Origin of the sequence: Alicyclobacillus fodiniaquatilis, from assembly GCF_042678105.1 — a bacterium.
Taxonomy (GTDB): domain Bacteria; phylum Bacillota; class Bacilli; order Alicyclobacillales; family Alicyclobacillaceae; genus Alicyclobacillus; species Alicyclobacillus fodiniaquatilis.
In genome coordinates, this window is record NZ_JBHUCX010000020.1 from 190,839 (window position 1) to 209,932 (window position 19,094).

Genomic DNA, 19,094 nt, shown 5'->3' on the forward strand with positions numbered 1-19,094 from the left:
TGCAATCGGCAATGCGTAAACGCAGCCAGTTGTATGACAGACTCGCCATACAAACTGGCTGTCGTCAAGCTCCTCGCAGCCGTTGTTCCGACCATCACGCCAATGGGTATTCACGATAATCCCGCACCGGGTGATAACCAATATTCATGTAGATGCGGTTGGAAGTCGGATTGGTGAGGTCCGTAAACAAAGAGCAAAATTCGTATCCCTCGTCCAGCATCCGCGCACTCACCGCGGCCACACAAGCGGTTGCGTAACCGCGCTTGCGGTACTGCGGCGGGGTGTACACGCCGTTCAAGACAATACCGCGCTTGGTCGGTCTCGTCTTACACGCCATGGACACAGCTTCTCCGTCCGCTTCCCAGAGAAAAACGCGCCCAGCCGCAATTTTGCTTTGTGCGCCCAGCCGTGCCTCCGTCTCACTCATGGGGCTATCCATCGCTTCCTGCGCCATCTCCATGTGCCATCGCGCGACAAGCTCTTCCTCATCCGCATTTGCCAGCCGCATGTGGCCGTGGATGGAGTCGGGCTGATGCACATTTCGCAATTCGTAGAGTCGCATATGCATGCCCGGATTGTGCAAAATCCCGGTCTGATTGCGCCAGACGTCTGCAAAAGCGTGCGCCACCCGTTCTGGCGCCACCAGTTTATCAATCGCCCCCCTGTATTCATCCAGGAAGCCCATGCTGAATTGAGGACTGCGCACATCGCTTTGCCAATCCAGGATATCCGCGCTCACAAGGGCAAACGCTTCTTCTGGCACATCATCCGCCGCATAGACGCACAAGGGCAAGCGATATCCCATGACGGCTGCGAGCAGAATTGCACCTTGCTGCTGCACCAGCGCCAAATAGAAAGGCTGATCGAATGACGGAGGCGTCTCCTGCAAGCGATAGGCATTGGACAAAATCAAATTTGTAGCGGGATCGTGCAAATCTAAAAAATCTTCTGCCACTTTGAGGAATTCACGGCCATCCTCAAACCGTTCACAGTGCATAAGCTTCACCCTTTCTCCAATAAATTCCTGACATTATACACGAAATCACACAACGAATGGCGATAATTGATAGAAAATATATTTCGTAAAATACGAACATCTATCGTCGAACTGGAAGTGGATGTCGTATGATAAGATGAGAGATTTGAGAAATCTGGAAGACAAAATATCAGATAACTAAGTGGTAGACTGAAAATATAACGAGGTGAGTGTATGACAAAACCGTCGCGCTATCGACTCCGGTATCATTTAATGCCACCCGTAGGTTGGATGAACGACCCCAACGGGCTCTCTTACTTCAAGGGGAAGTATCACGCATTTTATCAACATTACCCCTATGACGCAAAATGGGGACCGATGCACTGGGGACATGCGGTAAGCGCAGATTTGATAGCGTGGGAAGCAGTGCCTATCGCCTTGACGCCCGGCGAGACCTATGACCGAGGCGGTTGCTTTTCCGGCAGCGCTGTGGCAAGCGACGACAAACTGTATCTGTACTACACTGGCCATGTGGACGATGCCCACCCGAAAGAGGTGCAATGTCTGGCCACCAGCGAGGATGGCATTCACTTCGAGAAATATGCGCAAAATCCCGTCATTGCCGGACCGCCAGCCGATGGCTCCGAAGATTTCCGCGATCCGAAGGTGTGGCGCCATCAAGGTCTCTGGTATATGGTCGTGGGCAGCGGCAAGAATGGCCGTGGCAAGGTCCTTTTTTATCAATCAGAAGATGGGGTAACGTGGTCCTATCGCGGTGTTTTGCTGCAAGCAGATTCACCGAACGAGGGCGAGATTTGGGAATGTCCTGACGTCTTTCACCTCGATGGCAAAGACGTGCTCATCGTTTCCAGCATTGTCAAAACAGGACAGGTCGTGCTGTACTATGTCGGCCAAATGGATTACGCCACAGGTCGGTTCGTGCCAGAGACGGCAGGACGGCGATTGGATGAGGGCAGTCATTTTTACGCGCCACAAACCTTTGTGAATGCAGAGGGGAAGCGCGTGCTCATCGGCTGGATGGACCTTTGGGGCGTGCAGATGCCCTCACAGCAAGAAGGTTGGGCGGGTGCGATGACCGTGCCGCGTGTACTGCAACTGGCCAGTGATGGCCACACGCTTTGCGCTCGTCCCATCGAAGCTTTGGCGCAGTATGGTGATGACCCGTCACTGTGGACAGCGCACGACGCTTTGCCGATTGAAACGTGGTTGGCACTACGGAATCAACAACATGACCTCAAATCTTACACGCTCGATCTCACCTGTAAACAGAAAGCGGTTTCTTCAGCAACCGAGGTGATATTGTCCGTGTGTGCCTCAGAGGCAGCAGGCGAGGAGACGACGGTTGGGATCGACCTAACGGAAGGGGTCGTTTGGACAGACACGCGTCGCTCCAGCGTCGAAGTGGAAGGAAAGCGAGTTGTCGCAGCCATTCCAGGTTGGCAGCGAGAAGACGAAGTGCAGTTGCAAATCCTCGTTGATGTGTCGAGCATCGAAGTGTTTGTCAATCAAGGGGCACTGACTTTTTCACATCGCATCTACCCCGGTGAGAACAGTCGCGCCATTGCTGTACACGGGGCGGACGCGATTGTGAAGATGGCTTTCGCAGGCATTTCAGCAAGGGAGTGAGCGCAATGGCGCAGTACACGGATTGGTAAGATAGAAAGCACGAGGTGATACAAATTAGCATTCCTGCGCCTGCAAAACGCAGTGGTGTCACCCGGACGACCATCTGGACCTGGCGCGTGGTTTGGCGAACCGCGCCCGGTCCGGCGTTGGGGTTACTCGTCATCAACTTGATAGAAGGGCTTGGGCCAGCCGTCGGCATCTGGGCGATACGCGGGCTCATCAATGCGGTCACGGACGCTCTACAAAGCGGAAATCGCCACTTTTCCGTCGCACTGCCTTGGCTCATCGCTTTTCTCATTTCACTCATTGCCTCGCCGCAAGTGATTTGGTATATCCGCGAGCTGTTTGATATCCGCCTGCAACAAGATCTCCGACATGAACTGGAGCGCAGACGCATGCGGACTTCATTCAGCCTGCCGCTTTTTGCCTTGGAGGAAAGCGCTTGGCTGAATCGGCTACAGCGCAGCGCCGAACCCGGCAAGAAGCTTTATCGCATGTACTTCTATTCCCTTATCTTTCTGCAAGGCATTGTGCAATCGCTAGCGGTGACCTTCTTATTTTGGAAGGCGTCTCCCTGGCTGACGTTCGCTCTACTTGCCACATTGTTGCCCTATGGCTGGCTCATGGGCTACACCGGTCGCCTTTGGATAGAACATGCCTATGGCCAAACAGAACGAAATCGGCGCGCAGAATATATCGCAGTGTTGCTGACTGGACGAAGAGAACAAAAAGAATTGCGCATTTACGGGTTGCATGATTTTCTCGCAGACCGTTGGCGCAGATGGCGGGCTTCAGCCCACCAGGAGTCCATCGCGATCAAGCAGCGTGTGGAGCGCCTCGGCGCCATTCCCGTTCTCATTCAATTCGTGATGAATGCTGGTATCGCGGTCGTTTTGGCGTTTTTGCTGGCTCGAAACCAGTTGACCATTGGACTGTTTGTCGCCTTGTTTCAAGGCGTCACGCAAATGGAATCCGTTTCAACTCGACTGTCAGCGGGCATTCGGGAGTTGAGCCCCATGGCGACCGACGCGATGGCCGTGCGCGATTTTTTCGATCACGCCGCACCGTTGATCCCCGCGCCGAATACGGGTGTTGCCTTTCCTCAGCCGATGCAAGAAGGCATTCGCTTTGAACATGTGACATTTACCTATCCATCACAACCGCGACCGATTTTACGCGATTTGAATTTTCACCTGCGGCCGGGCGAGCGCGTGGCCATCGTCGGAGCTAATGGCGCAGGCAAAAGCACCTTGGTCAAACTGTTGCTTGGCCTGTACGAACCGACAAGTGGCAGCATCACGGTCGATGGTATACGCTACGACGCAATGGATAGGGAACAATTTCAGCAAGCTGTGTCCGTGGTGTTTCAGGACTTCTACAATTTCGAATTGGCAGCGGCCGAGAGCATCGGATTGGGCAGGCCAGACTTTCCACTCGATGGATCCGCGCACACGACAGATGATGTGGACGCCGTTCGCAAAGCGGCGTTGCTTGGCGGAGCAGATGACTTTGCGCAAAGTCTGCCGCGAGGTTACGCAACGCCGCTTGGCTATACGATGGATGACGCCGTTGAACTCTCTGGCGGCCAATGGCAACGGGTGGCCATCAGCCGCGCATATATGCGTGAGGACGCGGCGCTGTGGATATTGGACGAACCGACCGCCGCGTTGGATCCCAGCGCGGAAGCTGAACTATATGCCCAATTCGCAGCCGCCCTGGCTGGGCGAACCGCTTTGCTCATCAGTCACCGTTTAGGCTCTGCGCGCATGGCGGATCGCATTGTTGTGCTCGAACAGGGACAGATAGTGGAAGAGGGCACGCACAATGAGCTCCTCAATCTGGGTGGCACGTACAAACGCATGTGGGAGGCGCAAGCAAAATGGTACAAGTAAAACAGCGCATTTTACAGCATTCGCGCTGGCCCATTCATTTGCGATTCATCATCTGGACACTGGTAACGGGGAAAACGCGTTCCATCGTTTATGCCGCACTGATGGTGATCTCTGGCCTCTTCCCAGCGGCTGGCGTGTGGGTGGCCATGCACGTGTTCACAGCGGCGCTGCACATCCATGCTGTGCACATCCGCGTTTTGTTGCGCTGGATTGCCGCCTGGGCGGGCATCGCCCTCGTTTCGAGCCTCATCTGGTCTGTCTACCAAGTCGTAGAGGAAGCGTTAAAGCTGACGCTTGAAGCGGAAATGGAGCGGAGTCTACAGCAAAAGACCGCCCGTCTTGCGCTCGAAACGTTTGAGCGCGGCGACTTTCACGACATGCTCGAACGCGCGAGAGAGATGACCAAACCAGGTGAATTGATGAATCTGTTGGCTGAATCCTGGTTCATTGGTCAATCTGTCGTGACGACCATTGCCATTGCAGGGGTCATTGCCACTTGGAATGCGTGGATGCTCACGGCTGTCATCGTCGTTGCGGCCTTAGATGTGTTGGCCCAACTTGGCCAAGCGCGCGAGGCGCATGCGCTCAAACACGCACTGGCACCCAATCAACGATTGCGACGCTATATCCAAGACGTATTGACGACACCCGCATCAGCCAAAGAGGTTCGCACATTTGCAGCGGGAGAGCGGCTGTTGACGCGTTGGGCCAGTTTGCATTGTGAAGATATGGCCAGAGAGTGGCGAGTCCAGCGGCGACATGAACTCGTGCGCAGCGCGTTGGCCATCGGCGGTGTGCTGGGCGTCGTCCTCGGCATCGCCATCGTTTGTTTCCAGACCATCTCAGGCGCATTGTCCGCGGCGGAGTTCGCGGCCATTCTATATGGCTTGCAGCAATTTCACACTGGCGTCAACGAAGCGATAGGCCGCGTAGGCTACCTGCGGCAATATCTGTTGCGCATTGGCGATCTCTTCACCTATTTGACACTGGAACCTGAAATTCGGGACAAAACGGATACAGACATTCAACCTGGACCCCTTGAAGTGCGCAGCGTCTCCTTTTGCTACCCACGCGCAAAAGAAAAAGCGCTGTCAGACATCTCTTTGACGGTGCCATTTGGTCAACGCGTTGCGGTAGTGGGCGAGAATGGGGCGGGCAAAAGCACCCTGGTACGCTTGTTGCTGGGGTTGTATGAACCGACCACAGGCGCCATCCAGCTTGGCGGCAAGGACATCCAAACCCTGCGCGCTGACCGTCGAGCGAGCATCTCGTCCGTGGTGTTTCAGGACTTCATCAAGTATGCCTTCACCTTGCGCGAAAACATCGGCCTGGGCAACTATGACAAGATGGACGATGAACAGGCGATTGTGGCCGCCGCCAAAGCGGGTGGGGCTGATGAGGTTGCCAGTGCGCTTTCTGCAGGCTATGAGACATTGCTCACCACGCGGTTTGCAGACGGAACGGATCTCTCGGGCGGGCAGTGGCAAAAAGTCGCCATTTCACGGGCATTCATGCGCAATCCAATGATAGTGGCCTTGGACGAGCCGACATCTGCGCTGGATCCGCAAATGGAAACAGAAGTGCTGGAGCGTTTTTTGTCGATCAGCGGCGAGCGGACCGCCATCATTGTCTCGCATCGGTTGGGGATTGCCCGATTGTGTGACCGCATCTTGGTCATGTCCAATGGCCGGTTGGTGGAGGAGGGGACACACGAAGATCTACTGCAGCTTGGCGGAGAATATGCTCGCATGTGGAACTTGCAGGCGCAGCGGTATAGAACGCCGTCACAGCCATCTGGGGATTGACCGCATCCCTGCAGATATGATATATAAAGATTTAACATTTTCAGATGTAACGTGCCGTTGAAGAGCATCCAACTCGGAGGCGTTTTCGTCAAGACACACCAGACTTATGGTGTGCTCCTAAGTCAACCGGGCCCGCCCGATATCGCGGAACCAAGCGGATCGAATGACATTGTGTTCGGTCAAGTTGGGTGGCACCGCGAGCAAAGCGCTCCTCGTCCCAATCAGACGATGGAGCGCTTTTTGTCTTGAAAGGGGCTTACACCATGCTGGATATCAAATTCATTCGCGAAAACGCCGACGCCATTCAACAGGTCGCGCTGGCAAAAGGCCTGAACGTCTCTGTCACTGAATTGCTGGAGGTGGACGCAACACGTCTGACACTGCTTCGCCAGATAGAGACCCTTCGCCACCGACGCAAGACCCATTCGGCGCAAATTGAGCAATTGCTGCAGGCGAAACAACAAGCGGAGGCAAACCGACACAAAGCGCAGGTTCGTCAAATCAACGAGGAACTCGCGCGCTTGGAAGCGCAGTTTGCCAAAACGGTTCAACGCTATACGGAATTGATGCTGCTCATCCCCAACATCATATCGCCAGACACGCCGTTTGGCGCATCGGATGCGGACAATGTTGAAATCATGCGCGTGGGGGAGCCCACTGTCTTTGCGTTTCCAGCAAAGGACCACGTCACATTGGCGGAAAACCTCGGCATGCTCGATTTTCCGCGCGGTGTCAAAGTCGCTGGGACACGGGGCTACTTCTTGAAAAATGCGGGCTTGTATCTCCACAGAGCTGTCCAGCAACTTGCGCTCGACGTTCTGTACGCGCGTGGGTTTACCGCGATGGACGTCCCGTTGCTCGTACGGGAAACAGCCATGGAAAACACCGGCGGCTTCCCGACGGGACGGGATCAAACATACCACCTGCCTATGGACCAGAAGTGGCTGGTCGGCACGTCGGAAGTGCCGCTTGTGTCTTACCATGCAAATGAGATTGTCGATATAGAAGAACCGATTCGCTTGGCGGCCATCTCTAACTGTTTCCGCCGAGAGGCAGGATCTGCGGGCAGGGATGTCCACGGCTTATATCGCGTGCACCAGTTTGCCAAAGTGGAACAAGTGGTCCTGTGTAAAAATGATCTCGATACATCGTTGCAATTGTTTGAGGAGATCACCAAAAACGCCCAGGATATCCTGGCCATGCTGGAGTTGCCGTATCGGATGGTCGCCGTTTGCACAGGGGATTTGTCGCAAAAAAATTACAAACAGTACGACATCGAGACTTGGATGCCAAGCCGAAACAGCTACGGGGAAACACATTCTTCGTCGATTTTGCTCGATTTTCAGACACGCCGGACAAACATCAGATACCGGGACAAAGACGGCGCACTCCAATTTTGCCACAGCTTGAACAACACCGCCGTGGCGACGCCGCGGATTTTGATCCCGCTGTTGGAAAATCACCAACGTCCCGACGGGTCAATCTACATGCCCAAGGCGTTGCGCAAGTACATGAACGGACTTGAGGAACTGAAGATGCCGCTTGTCCACAACCTGTAATCGCCCAATCTCAGCTCATGCAAGACGGTAAACCAGACACATATATCGTGTTTGACAATGACTCAAACACGATATATGTTCGGCTTTTTGCGACCCATAGGCCCCTTGTCACAGTTATCCCTGCGCCTTTTTTCCACTGATGCGCACCAGGTACGCTGTAACTGCCATAATCGCGATTCCGTTTAGCGGATGCAACGCGGCAATGAATGGTTGGTGCAGGTGCACAAGCATGTTTTGCAGTATCATCAGAACAAACAGGAGTACAGAAAAGCCAATCCGCTTTTTCCCCAGAACACCAATCAGAGACAACAGCAACACGGCCAGGGAAGCGTACGTAATGAATTCGCCGATGGTCTTGTGCGCAGCAAAGCTCGTGGCGTGGAATACACCCATGCCGGCAAAGAGAAATTCAGAGATGACTGCGACTAATGTGGCGATACATAGGACAAAGTGAATGGTGGATACAACTTTCTTCATAAAAATAGATACCTCCAAATCTCAGTGCTTCAAAAGATCTTTTAATTTGTTGTATTCCGCTTCACCAATGTCGCCGCTGGCCAACCGGCGTTTTAAAATGGCTTCTGCTTCGGCCCCATCACGCCAGATTGGCCCCGCGCAACTGCGATTGAAATTGCGGAAAATGCAAAAACGAATCACGATGAATACCAGAAACGGCACGAAAAAGAACAGACCGAATGGAAAAAACCAGAATCCATGACCACACCACATAAAACATTCCTCCATGAACAATCAAATTTGAAACCAAGCGATTCGCCGGTTGTTGAGGCCATCCGTCGAATGACATGTGACCAGCTTAGAGGCAAGATGTCTCAACCCCGTGGATAAAAACATCACGAAATGATCAACAACACATCACAGATGTGTACAACAATTGGGATCGCGGCCAATTTGTCACGCTATCGTGGTAAACTGACGTTGATTTGGAGTAGGGCCTGCACAAGAAGGCCATGAAAACGGGGGATTCCTAGTGAATATCATCAGAACAGTTCTGGTGGTCGACGATGATGAATCCATCGTGGAACTGATGCGAGATTTTCTCGAAAATGAAGGATTTTGCGTGGAGTCCGCCACAAACGCGACTACGGCATTGGCGGTGCTGCGCCGTACATCCATCGACTGCATGCTGCTTGACGTCATGATGCCAGGACAAAGCGGATTTGAATTGTGCCGAGAAATCCGTGCGGAGTCGGAGATCCCGATTCTCTTCTTGAGCGCGCGCGATGACGATGTCAACAAGATTCGCGGGTTGGGACTGGGTGGAGACGACTATATCGTCAAAACCGCCTCTCCCGCCGAAGTGATCGCACGAGTGAAGGCTGTCCTGCGCCGTTATGGGAGAGAGGAGCGACCGCGACAGACGTTGCTGGACTACGGCAGACTGACATTCGATTTCACAGCGCACGATGTAAAGGTGGACGGTCAATCTGTGCCGCTGACACCCAAAGAGTACGATTTACTCTGTTTGTTTGCTGAGCACCCACGCCAGGTGTTTACGTACGATTATCTGTTGGAAAACTTCTGGGACGGGATTGGCGACAAGCACACCATACGTGTGCATATCGCCCGCATCCGCGAAAAAATTGAACGGGATTTAAATCATCCGGAGTTCATTGTCAATGTGTGGGGCGTTGGATACCGCTTTGAGGGGATACCAAGATGAGAATCCGAAAATTTATGGTGATCGGCGTGCTGTTCATCGTGATTTTCCCTTGGTTTGTCTACTTCTTCGTCCACATGCTCGACACCCACCTGTTCCGGTCAATGGCTCCAACCCAAAGCCAGCAACAAACGGCGATGACCCAAATGACGCACCTGATGATTCAGCATGAACAGAAGTGGACAGACCCGTCCTGGCAACATCAGCTTCAAACTGAATTGGCAGCCAAAGGAATCAACGCAGTGATCTTATCTCCATCCAACCAAGTGATCTTTGGCGACAACCATCATCATGGTTGGATGCCCAGTCAGCAGATGCTGGTTGTGCAAAATGGGCAAATCGCAGGGACCATTCAATGGTATGCAGCAGGGCATGGGGACACCATTGCGGCCATCGCTGCGGTGGTTGCCCTCGTTCTGGGGATCACGTTAGTCGGATTCCAAATCCGCCGCAATGTGATTCGGCCGCTTGAAGCGATGAGTCGCGCCGCGCGGCAAATCGCCGAAGGAGACCTCGACTTTGCCCTCCCAGTGTCGCGCGTGACGGAAATTACGCAAGTGCGCACCGCTTTCCAAGTCATGGTCAAAGGTCTGCGGGCAGCCTTTGATCAACAGGCAAAACTGGAGGAGGAGCGACGATTTTTCATCGGCGCCATCGCGCATGACTTGCGAACCCCGTTATTTTCATTGCGAGGTTATTTGGATGGGCTGGCCCAAGGCATCGCTGCGACGCCCGCCAAAATTGCCAAATACGTGGCTGTATGTAAGGAGAAAGCCAATCACTTGGATAGGCTCGTATCTGATCTCTTCGCGTTTACCAAGCTCGAATATATGGAGCAGACAGTCCATCGGGATCGACTCCATATGGCAAAGGTCGTGAAACGCGTTGCAGAAAGCCTGCAGCCATTGGCGGACGCGAAGGACATTCAACTGCATCTGACCGTGCCCGACAAGGACTTTTTGGTTACGGGAGACGCCCACCTGCTGGAGCGCGCCTTGACGAACCTGTTGGACAACGCCTTGCGCCACACGCCTCAAGGCGGGGATATTTTTGTCCAGTTGCGCCAAGATCCAGACAAAACCATGCTCACGGTGCGGGATACAGGACCTGGTTTTTCTGATGAAGAGTTGGCGCATGTATTTGAACCGATGTATCGCGGAGACGCATCGAGAAATCTCGCAACCGGTGGAGCCGGACTCGGCCTCACAATCGCCAAGCGCATTTTCAAGTCACACCAAGGGGAATTGCTGGCGGCCAACCACGCTGACGGCGGCGCTGTATTGACCTGTTGGATTGCCAACGAGTAACCGGTCGATCCGGCGCTTCTTGGTTGAAGATTCCACCAAACAAGGGAGATGGCACGGAATGACTTCTCCTTCAGCTGAGCATGAGATGTCTACGGCGTTGGGATGACCCTGGGCACCCATAAACGACAGCCTTGCGAGCTATTGGAATACACCGGACATCATAAAATATTTTTCATATCTTCCTATCCGATTCCCCTATTGACATATACGTATGACTTAAACTATAGTCCGATCGTGCGCCTGTCCTGGTTATTATTAACAATCAGGACTTAGCCACACTATTAAGAGGAGGAATTTTACAATGAGTCTTCGTGACATCAAAGGGTACGATATGGTGATGGCGATCAATCAAAAAACTTTGAATAATCAATTTCAGCTAATGTTTTCTATGAATCAATTGCCAACGTGGGATCTTAATTTGGCAGATGATGGTTCAAAGATCACAGCTGAGCTTGGCGTTCCAAGCATTGATTTAAATGTACCAGTTACACGAGGGGCAGCAATTGTGATTCCCATCGTTTCAGGAAGCTACACTTATTATAAAATTCAGTTTCAAAACGGCCAGCCTGTTGCCGTACCAGCAAAACAAGACTTGAGCGGCAAGTCCGTACGACTAGTTAGTTCGCTCAAAATGTTACATAAATCAGACTTCCATTCCTCTGATTTTACGATTCAGCAGATATTTTTGGATTTGTCTGATCCACACATGATTACAAATCTGGACGTCGAATTAGAGGGCCAAGCATTAGTCGCATTAAGTACGTTGCTTCAGCAATACCTTGATAACTTGCACCAACAGCAATACGAAACATTCCTATTCGGAAGTGTGAAAGTTCCTCATTTGCCAGACACACTAGGTCCACTAGCCCCCACAGGTGCTGATTTTTCCATCACAATTGACGCCTCAAATCCGGATAACAATTGTTTAAATTTCTTGCTGTTGACGGATCATCACGACTCGCCAAATGCGGATCCAGCTTCAGGATTATTCCAATACCCGTTGGTTTCTAACGGAGAGGCAGCATTTATCGTTTCTGACTATAAAATCATTAGTTCGTTCATTGTGCCCACTATCGTTGCATCTATGAAGGTAAAAGATAGCGGCACAAACCTCAAAGAAGAGAATTTCGACTACGCTCATAACCCTTGTATAGTTAAGTTGAAAGATCAATTCGATTTTCAAGGTTGTCGTTTTACGAAATGGGACATTTATTTTGACAACAACGAAGTACGGATGGACCTCGAATACCGTAAATCAAAAGACATTGGACCGGCGATCACCATTACAGGCATCGGAAACCTATCGGGATTTATTAGCATTAAGGTGAACAATGGGGAACTAGAATACAGTTCCAGACAAACCGATGTACAAGTTTCCTCAGACCAAGGTGACCTCGCGACAAGAATTATTTTGGATATTCTCACCCTTGGATTTTTAGAAATTGGTTATAAAGTGGTGACTGATGCTGTAACTGGCGCAATTTCTGATTTGGCGAAAGACAATAATCTAGCCACAACGCTCAACAATGCAGTTCATTGTATTGAACTTCCGGCTAAGACACTGTTTGTCTACGATCACTTGGAAATGCCAAAAGAGCAAAACATGCGCCTTGATGTAAAAATCACAAATTGACAGTGAGGGATACTTATATGAATACAAATGTTTCATATCGATCCAAATTAATCGAGCACTATAGTTATACGACGCCCGTATCACGCGATACTAAAATCTTTGCATTTGTTGATGATCAGAACCAATCAAAGGTATTTTCGATTGCGAGTAACGGTCACCTGTTCATGTTAGAGAAAGCAAATGGATGGAGTCAGTTGGATCTCAACTACAATGGATCGCAATTGACATTCAATAAACAAATTCACGAAATCGCTGTGGCGAATGATTTTTCTGGGAAGACACATCTGGTAGCCGTGGTCACTGGCGAAACTGGTGTGGCCAATGAACTTTATTATGTGAATAACTTTGAAGCCGAGCCTGAACTGGAACGTTGGATATATTGTGGTCGAGCGGAAAATACCCAGATATCTAAGGTGAATCTGGGATTTGATACGAACAATAAGCCTTTTGTAATGATGATCACGACCAAAACGAGTCCTGCAGGAGAAGAAATTGACGCTTTACAGATGGTCGATATGAGCAGTAATAAGCGCCCTTATCCATGGAACACTTTTGATTTCACAACGACTCCAAGTAAAATTTTAGATGTTGGTTTTGGGAGAATTGAAGCATTAGGTGAGGGCGTTTTTGTATCCTATATCAACCAATCCGGAGTATCTTACTTAGAATTTAACGGATTAAGCGCATTTCATCGAGTCATCGAGTCAGGAAAGAATACGTACTCGGATCTTTATGCGCTGACAACCTCATCTGGTTCATCTAAATTGTTTACGACAACGGATAAAGACCTCTTCTTGCTAGATGAAAATTTAGGATTGACGAAGATTGGGGAATTTGATTCAAATCTTGAACAATTTTTTGCGATTATGAACGAAAGCGATAGCAGCCATCCCCACTATTATGCCAAAACCAAAACTGGTGTAGTGTACCACGGCGTGGCAGGGTTATATGATCCTAAACCGTTACTCAAAGATATCTCCTATGTTTCAGTGGATAGCCAGGAGACTTTATATTGCGTTGATATGAATAGCAAGTTGTTTGAGCTGATTGAAAATCCGAGAACAGGTGGATGGATTACCAATGAAGTGATGTTGCAGGATACAGGACAGTTGGAATCTGTAAAATCGTATTCAACCAGCGTCACACTCAAAGATGAGTCTGGCGAAGTGTGCATTGATGCATCGGTTCAACTGACCAGTTCCGTTGATGTCATAGCAGAGGTAAATGGGCAATTATATCGCGTTAATTCATCTCCGTTAACTTGTGCAACAAATGCACAAGGCGAAATTTATATCGCTTATTCTACGAGTCAACTTGCTGCAGTGCATTTTTATTTGACCGGAGATGTGATTGGTAAAAATCAAAGATATGAAATCCAACCAAATGAAGATATTCAAAGCGCTTTAGAGAATATCACGGCTGATCAGCTGTTGAATGCGAAACGACAGGATGGCACGCCTCTTCTGACAGGGGATTATCGTGATTCACAAGTGGCTGATGCAATTGCACAGACACTTAACAAGACAATGTCACTCGGTAGAACCCAACCTACCACAAATAATGAGCATCCAGAGCGTGCGGTTCGATTGAATACCTCGAATGCGTTAATTCGACAAGCCGATATGAGTCATCAGTTGAATTTTTCTGACATTGAAGAACAACATTGGTCAATTGACTTCACAAGCGGAAAACCTCAATTTGAAAGTCACACTGCAAAGTCGATTTCCCCATTCGTGACATCAGCAAAGGCGATGGCGTCCACCCCCTTGACAACGAGCACAGCAAACATCATGTCGTCTTCATCATTCGGGTTTTCCTGGGGGGATTTGTGGGAATCTGTGAAAAACGGATTCATCGAGCTAGGAAACCTATTTGTCAGCACCATTGTCGATCCGGCGACAAAATTCGTAAAAAGTGTCCTTGTGAAAATAAAGGATATTGCCGGGAAAGTTCTATGGGACGGAGCTGTGAATTTTGTTGATCAAGTTTTCGATATTGCGGAAGGAATATTCAATACAGTCAAGATCTTTTTTAAAGACTTGTTCGATTATCTAGGCTTCCTGTTTAAATGGGACGATATTTTACGCACACATGAAGTAATCAAAAACTTGGTCAACAGTGGGCTGGACTACCAAATTGAGGCAGTCCACTTGGTTCAAACTAAAGTAAACGATGCTTTGGATCGATTGACAGACAACATCGAAGACACATTCGACCGTGCGATTCAACAAGTGGTGGGCACGAAATCACTCAAGGTCATGCAAGGTGATGTGAATCAAGCCCAAGGATCGAATTTTATGAAAGACCACCTTCCCCCCATGCAGGTTCAGTCGCAGTTAATGTCATTTATGTCTGCAGATAAGGAGAACGGCTCAAATTCAATTTCACCCGGTTTGACATCTCAATACAGTTCATTCATCACCACCTTACAAAATTATGTAAATAATCTAAAGTCGAAGTCCGCTTTTGAAGATGCCATTGAACAATTTAAAGCCGCATTGGCCAGTCCTGATCAATTTCTTCAATCCACATTTGCTGGATTTCTGAATATCACGAAAGGATTGGCGCTATTGACCGCAGAAGGATTCCAGTTGGTTACAAACGCCATGTTTGGTGTGGTGCAATCTATCATTCAGGAATTCAAAAACATCTTAAACCAGGAGATACAAATTCCGCTGATTACAGATTTGTATCATTGGGCGACAAACGGTAGTCCCCTTACCTTATTGGACACGATTTCGTTAGTCGTAGCGATTCCGACAACAATTTTGTACAAAGTTATTTTCAACGAAAATCCCTTCAGAGATTCTGATGCTGTCACAGCATTCGGGGACAAAACGAGTAAAGCGAAGCTGCTCGAAACCACACGCCAAGCATTAGCAGGAAACCATCAACAACAGCCTAGAGTAGCAGTACAGTCCAGCACAGAAGGCGACGACGAACAACGTCTGTTAGGAGATGTTGTTTGGAGAGTGGCTTATATTTCCTCAATCGTTGTCGAGGGGATTGAATATTTTGCTGATGCCCTGCTTGATCTGATTCCTATGGACGCAGAAAAAGTAACTGCAAGATTCACAAAAGTTAAATCGTGGATACTGATGGGGATCAAATGGACAAGCGTCTCGGTAGGTTGTCCATTCTTTAGTATGAAAACTAAAGATTTCTATGATCCAAAAGGCTATGTGATAACGGGTTATATTAGGTGGGGAGCAGATATTATAGAACAATTCTATGAAACAATTTGGCTTGCAGCCGAAGGGAAACTAGCCCGATATAATCGAGCAGGCATATTTGGGCACGTAGCTTTTGGCGTTTTTGGTGAAATGGTTGCTGTCACACTAGCTGTGACAGGAGGAATTGAGTCAGAAGGGAATGCCTGGGAATACGTAGAAAATTTCTTGGACCCTATTCCTGATTTGGCGAAACCGTTAAAGTTAGCAGAGGGTGACGGAGATTTGGCGCTTTGTGGAGTTGATGCTTTTGTTACGCTGATCAAAATTGCAGTCAGTTCCGCTTCCAAGATCCCTGAGCTTGCAAACGGCTGATCATATCTTTCTGTTCCTATAAGATCTTCAAACTAGACGTACAACCGTGTACGTCTAGTTTGAAGTAAGCTATCCTGAATGCGTATTCCGAACGAGGGGGATCTCCATGGATGATTTAGTGGTTAGACCAGCGCAACATGGCGACATAGACGAGTTGACGGAGCTGATGTACGCGTACATCGTAGATTTCTATCAACGGCCAAAACCGCCTGTAGAAAAACTGCACGCCTTGATTGGCATGTTGCTTTTCAAACAACAGGGTATCCAGTTTGTCGCCTGGCAAAATGGTAAACTTGTCGGGTTTGCGACACTGTACTTCACATTCAGCACACTTCGCCCCGACAAAATTGCCGTGATGAATGACTTGTATGTGGCGGAAGAAGTGAGAGGTACAGGCGTTGCCGCATCCCTATTTGAGGCATGTCATACCTACGCTACGGAAAATGGGTATGCGCATATGTCTTGGGTGACTGCGGACGACAATCGACGAGCACAGCGGTTTTACGCAAAAATGGGTGGTCAAGCGGCCGACTGGATAAATTACTCGATACCAACGACGAACAAACACTGACAACCATTGACAATGAAAATAAGGTATGAGATGCTCAGCGTGATCGAAAATGAATAAACCATTCATTCACGGAGTGACAAGGCAATGGCAACTTCTGAAATCACGCATGGAGACGGGCGAGAAACGCAACGCCTCAACATTCTCTCTGGCGCGCGCAGCGTGTTTGCGCGCAAAGGGTGGTCCGCCACGATGGCGGACATCGCCGCGGCGGCAAATGTCAGTCAGGGGCTTGCATATCGCTATTTTCCTTCGAAAGAGGCGATTTACGCGGAATTGCTGACCCACGCAAGCCGCCTCAAAGCGTTTGAACAAGTGCGGACAATGAGCGGGACGGCGATGGAGCGGCTGCGCTTTCTCATTGACCATTTGCTCGATCTCGACGATACCCATATCGAATTTTTCCGCTTATCTGTGCTGACGCTGCACGACGACGCATTGCCATCGGCGCTTCGCGCCCAACTCGAAGAACAGACGGAAGCGTTCCGTTCGTTGCTTCAATCACTGATTGCAGAAGGGCAACAAACTGGAGTTATCGTGGCGGGAGATCCGGATCAACTCCTGATGGCACTGCTCGCTTTTCTCGATGGGCTCTGCATCATGGGCATCCAAGGCAGTGACAAGGCCAAACAGCATTTTCCAGATGCCGACATCGTGTTGCGCATTTTGCAGCCGCCTGCAAATCCCTGATGTATCGTCGGCAACAGTCAAAAGCCACCGTTCCAATGACCTTTCGCACACAAGGAGGAAAGTTCACATGAATTCAAAGAACAATGAGCATGGTGATGTCGATGGGGCATTAGCAAATACGTCAAATGCCCAGCATTTCATGGCTGGCTTTGTCCGCACCGCGCTTCGCACCCGCGAGCAACGGTTGAACCCGTTTCCCTGGTACAGGACCTGTCTGTCACAGGGGACTGTGCTGCGGGACGAAACCAGTCAGTCGTGGGATGTGTTTGGCTACGAAGAAGCACAGTTCATCCTGCGCAATCACGCGCATTTTTCCTCCGAACGAACAGCGCGCGGGCAAGGCGGGCCAGGAAACTATGCGCCAAGTATTCTCAATCTGGACCCGCCGCGCCACACCCAATTGCGGCGCCTCATCAATCTCGCGTTTACACCAAAAGCCATCGCCGCTTTTCAGCCACACATTGAAGCCATCACTGCCAGTTTACTGGACGACATCGTGAAAGAGACTGGGGGCAAAGCGGGCGAGATCGATCTCGTCGACGCCCTCGCATACCCGCTTCCAGTCATCGTCATCGCCGAGATGCTTGGCGTCCCTGCGGCGGATCGGGAAAAATTCAAGCGGTGGTCCGATTTGCTCGTGGAAGGACCAGCCGACTTGCGCGCGGAAACGCTCGCAGATCTGGTGGCGCGCAGGGCCGCTGGCCGCAAGGAACTCGATGATTACTTTCGCGACATTGTCGATGTCCATCGCCAAAAAGACGACAATACGCTGATTGGCGCCTTGATTGCGGCGCAAATTGAAAATGAGTCGCTTTCGCTGGAAGAGTTGATCAGTTTCTGCGTGCTATTGCTCGCGGCCGGAAATGAGACGACAACCAACCTTATCGTGGGCGCGTGGAGATGTCTGCTCGAACATCCGGAAACGATGGCCATGCTGCGCGAGAATCCGGCGTTGGTGGATGGGGTCATTGAAGAAACACTGCGCTACTACTCACCTGTACAAGCGACGAGCCGCATCGTGACACAGGATATCGAAGTAGGGGGACAGCAGTTTGCCAAAGGGGACCGCGTTGTTGTGTGGCTTGGCGCCGCCAACCGCGATGCGCGCGTTTTTGAAGATCCCGACCAATTCATCCCGACCCGCTCACCGAACCATCACATGGCGTTTGGACATGGCATACACTTCTGTCTCGGCGCACCGCTGGCGAAACTGGAAGCAAGGGCCGCCATTTTGGCGATGCTTTCACGCATGGAGGACATTTCTGCTGTGGAGACAGTGCTTGCGCCAATCGTGAGTGGTTTTGTCTACGGAGTTAAATCGTTTCCAATAGAAGTCGCTTGGGTTGCGCATTGATCTCCCATAAAATCGCCGCATTGAGCAACGTTCGCCAACGATTCCGTAAAAACCACGAGGCAATCCGTGGCTTTTACGGAATCAACAGCATATACTTATAGATCATACCGATGATTGGTTGGCACCGTCACTTACTTAAATCCATTTCATAAGGAGGTGCTGCTCGTGCTAAAAGACATTTTATGGGCAGTGGTCGCTATCGCCGTCATCGCGTTCACGGTCTATCGAGCGTACAAACAGCATAAGCAGAAAAAGATGAATCTCCCCGTTTATCATGAAAAAACGGATCGCGAGAAAGAAAGCGAGACTGAAATTGCCATTGAAAGAGAAAGAAGTCGTCGAACACCGGGTGGAGGTCCGTTTGGCGGCGGATGGCTTCAATAAAACCCGTTTGTCGATTGCATCGTAAGCCACCTTCCCCGAAAGGGAGGGTGGCTTAA

16 protein-coding genes are annotated in these 19,094 nt (G+C 50.3%); 13 read left to right on the forward strand and 3 right to left on the reverse strand.

What is annotated here, in order from left to right:
* Positions 1–94: 94 nt before the first annotated feature.
* The gene (locus ACFSB2_RS07295; RefSeq protein WP_377942375.1) at positions 95–997 is read right to left on the reverse strand and encodes a GNAT family N-acetyltransferase; all 903 of its coding nucleotides are present in this window, start codon (positions 995–997) and stop codon (positions 95–97) included.
* A gap of 213 nt (positions 998–1,210) precedes the next feature.
* Between ACFSB2_RS07295 and ACFSB2_RS07300 the strand changes: the two genes are divergently transcribed.
* The 5 genes from ACFSB2_RS07300 to serS are packed head-to-tail and all read left to right on the forward strand — an operon-like array spanning position 1,211 to position 7,879.
* Complete coding sequence (locus ACFSB2_RS07300) at positions 1,211–2,623, forward strand: glycoside hydrolase family 32 protein (RefSeq protein ID WP_377942376.1); 1,413 nt, start codon at positions 1,211–1,213, stop codon at positions 2,621–2,623.
* A 44-nt stretch (positions 2,624–2,667) separates the two neighbouring features.
* On the forward strand, positions 2,668–4,515 hold the full coding sequence (locus tag ACFSB2_RS07305) for an ABC transporter ATP-binding protein (protein WP_377942377.1): 1,848 nt from the start codon (positions 2,668–2,670) through the stop codon (positions 4,513–4,515).
* The gene (locus ACFSB2_RS07310; protein WP_377942378.1) at positions 4,503–6,320 is read left to right on the forward strand and encodes an ABC transporter ATP-binding protein; all 1,818 of its coding nucleotides are present in this window, start codon (positions 4,503–4,505) and stop codon (positions 6,318–6,320) included. Before ACFSB2_RS07305 ends, ACFSB2_RS07310 begins: the two co-directional genes overlap by 13 nt.
* Positions 6,321–6,377: 57 nt before the next feature.
* Positions 6,378–6,569, forward strand: coding sequence for a hypothetical protein (locus ACFSB2_RS07315; protein WP_377942379.1), 192 nt, complete (start codon positions 6,378–6,380; stop codon positions 6,567–6,569).
* A gap of 14 nt (positions 6,570–6,583) precedes the next feature.
* Positions 6,584–7,879 (forward strand): serine--tRNA ligase, encoded by a 1,296-nt coding sequence (gene serS / locus ACFSB2_RS07320; RefSeq protein ID WP_377942380.1) that lies wholly within the window; start codon positions 6,584–6,586, stop codon positions 7,877–7,879.
* Between the two features lie 114 nt (positions 7,880–7,993).
* Here the strand turns inward: serS and ACFSB2_RS07325 are convergent, their stop codons facing one another.
* Together ACFSB2_RS07325 and ACFSB2_RS07330 are read right to left on the reverse strand one after the other, a co-directional pair.
* Entirely contained in the window at positions 7,994–8,356 is a 363-nt protein-coding gene (locus ACFSB2_RS07325; protein WP_377942381.1) for a DUF6220 domain-containing protein, read from the reverse strand.
* Between the two features lie 21 nt (positions 8,357–8,377).
* The gene (locus tag ACFSB2_RS07330; protein ID WP_377942382.1) at positions 8,378–8,608 is read right to left on the reverse strand and encodes an SHOCT domain-containing protein; all 231 of its coding nucleotides are present in this window, start codon (positions 8,606–8,608) and stop codon (positions 8,378–8,380) included.
* 259 nt (positions 8,609–8,867) lie between these two features.
* On the opposite strand from ACFSB2_RS07330, the gene ACFSB2_RS07335 reads away from it, so the two are divergent.
* The 8 genes from ACFSB2_RS07335 (at position 8,868) to ACFSB2_RS07370 (ending at position 19,038) form a co-directional block, all read left to right on the forward strand.
* Entirely contained in the window at positions 8,868–9,560 is a 693-nt protein-coding gene (locus ACFSB2_RS07335; RefSeq protein ID WP_377942383.1) for a response regulator transcription factor, read from the forward strand.
* On the forward strand, positions 9,557–10,864 hold the full coding sequence (locus ACFSB2_RS07340; protein ID WP_377942384.1) for a sensor histidine kinase: 1,308 nt from the start codon (positions 9,557–9,559) through the stop codon (positions 10,862–10,864). Before ACFSB2_RS07335 ends, ACFSB2_RS07340 begins: the two co-directional genes overlap by 4 nt.
* 301 nt (positions 10,865–11,165) lie before the next feature.
* On the forward strand, positions 11,166–12,497 hold the full coding sequence (locus tag ACFSB2_RS07345) for a hypothetical protein (protein ID WP_377942385.1): 1,332 nt from the start codon (positions 11,166–11,168) through the stop codon (positions 12,495–12,497).
* A gap of 17 nt (positions 12,498–12,514) precedes the next feature.
* Positions 12,515–16,042 (forward strand): hypothetical protein, encoded by a 3,528-nt coding sequence (locus ACFSB2_RS07350; protein WP_377942386.1) that lies wholly within the window; start codon positions 12,515–12,517, stop codon positions 16,040–16,042.
* Positions 16,043–16,148: 106 nt separating this feature from the next.
* Positions 16,149–16,613 carry a GNAT family N-acetyltransferase gene (locus ACFSB2_RS07355; RefSeq protein WP_377942387.1) on the forward strand — a complete coding sequence of 155 codons (465 nt, stop codon included), beginning with the start codon at positions 16,149–16,151 and terminating at the stop codon, positions 16,611–16,613.
* A gap of 84 nt (positions 16,614–16,697) precedes the next feature.
* Positions 16,698–17,300 carry a TetR/AcrR family transcriptional regulator gene (locus ACFSB2_RS07360; RefSeq protein ID WP_377942388.1) on the forward strand — a complete coding sequence of 201 codons (603 nt, stop codon included), beginning with the start codon at positions 16,698–16,700 and terminating at the stop codon, positions 17,298–17,300.
* A gap of 67 nt (positions 17,301–17,367) precedes the next feature.
* Complete coding sequence (locus tag ACFSB2_RS07365; protein WP_377942389.1) at positions 17,368–18,654, forward strand: cytochrome P450; 1,287 nt, start codon at positions 17,368–17,370, stop codon at positions 18,652–18,654.
* A 165-nt stretch (positions 18,655–18,819) separates the two neighbouring features.
* Positions 18,820–19,038 carry a hypothetical protein gene (locus ACFSB2_RS07370; RefSeq protein WP_377942390.1) on the forward strand — a complete coding sequence of 73 codons (219 nt, stop codon included), beginning with the start codon at positions 18,820–18,822 and terminating at the stop codon, positions 19,036–19,038.
* The last annotated feature ends 56 nt before the right edge of the window (positions 19,039–19,094 follow it).

Coding starts and splice junctions, on each gene's coding strand:
- ACFSB2_RS07295 (WP_377942375.1), bottom strand. CDS start 997: ATGCACTGTGAACGGTTTGAGGATGGCCGTGAATTCCTCAAAGTGGCA.
- ACFSB2_RS07310 (WP_377942378.1), top strand. CDS start 4,503: ATGGTACAAGTAAAACAGCGCATTTTACAGCATTCGCGCTGGCCCATT.
- ACFSB2_RS07330 (WP_377942382.1), bottom strand. CDS start 8,608: ATGTGGTGTGGTCATGGATTCTGGTTTTTTCCATTCGGTCTGTTCTTT.
- ACFSB2_RS07365 (WP_377942389.1), top strand. CDS start 17,368: ATGAATTCAAAGAACAATGAGCATGGTGATGTCGATGGGGCATTAGCA.
- ACFSB2_RS07340 (WP_377942384.1), top strand. CDS start 9,557: ATGAGAATCCGAAAATTTATGGTGATCGGCGTGCTGTTCATCGTGATT.
- ACFSB2_RS07345 (WP_377942385.1), top strand. CDS start 11,166: ATGAGTCTTCGTGACATCAAAGGGTACGATATGGTGATGGCGATCAAT.
- serS (WP_377942380.1), top strand. CDS start 6,584: ATGCTGGATATCAAATTCATTCGCGAAAACGCCGACGCCATTCAACAG.
- ACFSB2_RS07300 (WP_377942376.1), top strand. CDS start 1,211: ATGACAAAACCGTCGCGCTATCGACTCCGGTATCATTTAATGCCACCC.
- ACFSB2_RS07360 (WP_377942388.1), top strand. CDS start 16,698: ATGGCAACTTCTGAAATCACGCATGGAGACGGGCGAGAAACGCAACGC.
- ACFSB2_RS07355 (WP_377942387.1), top strand. CDS start 16,149: ATGGATGATTTAGTGGTTAGACCAGCGCAACATGGCGACATAGACGAG.
- ACFSB2_RS07325 (WP_377942381.1), bottom strand. CDS start 8,356: ATGAAGAAAGTTGTATCCACCATTCACTTTGTCCTATGTATCGCCACA.
- ACFSB2_RS07350 (WP_377942386.1), top strand. CDS start 12,515: ATGAATACAAATGTTTCATATCGATCCAAATTAATCGAGCACTATAGT.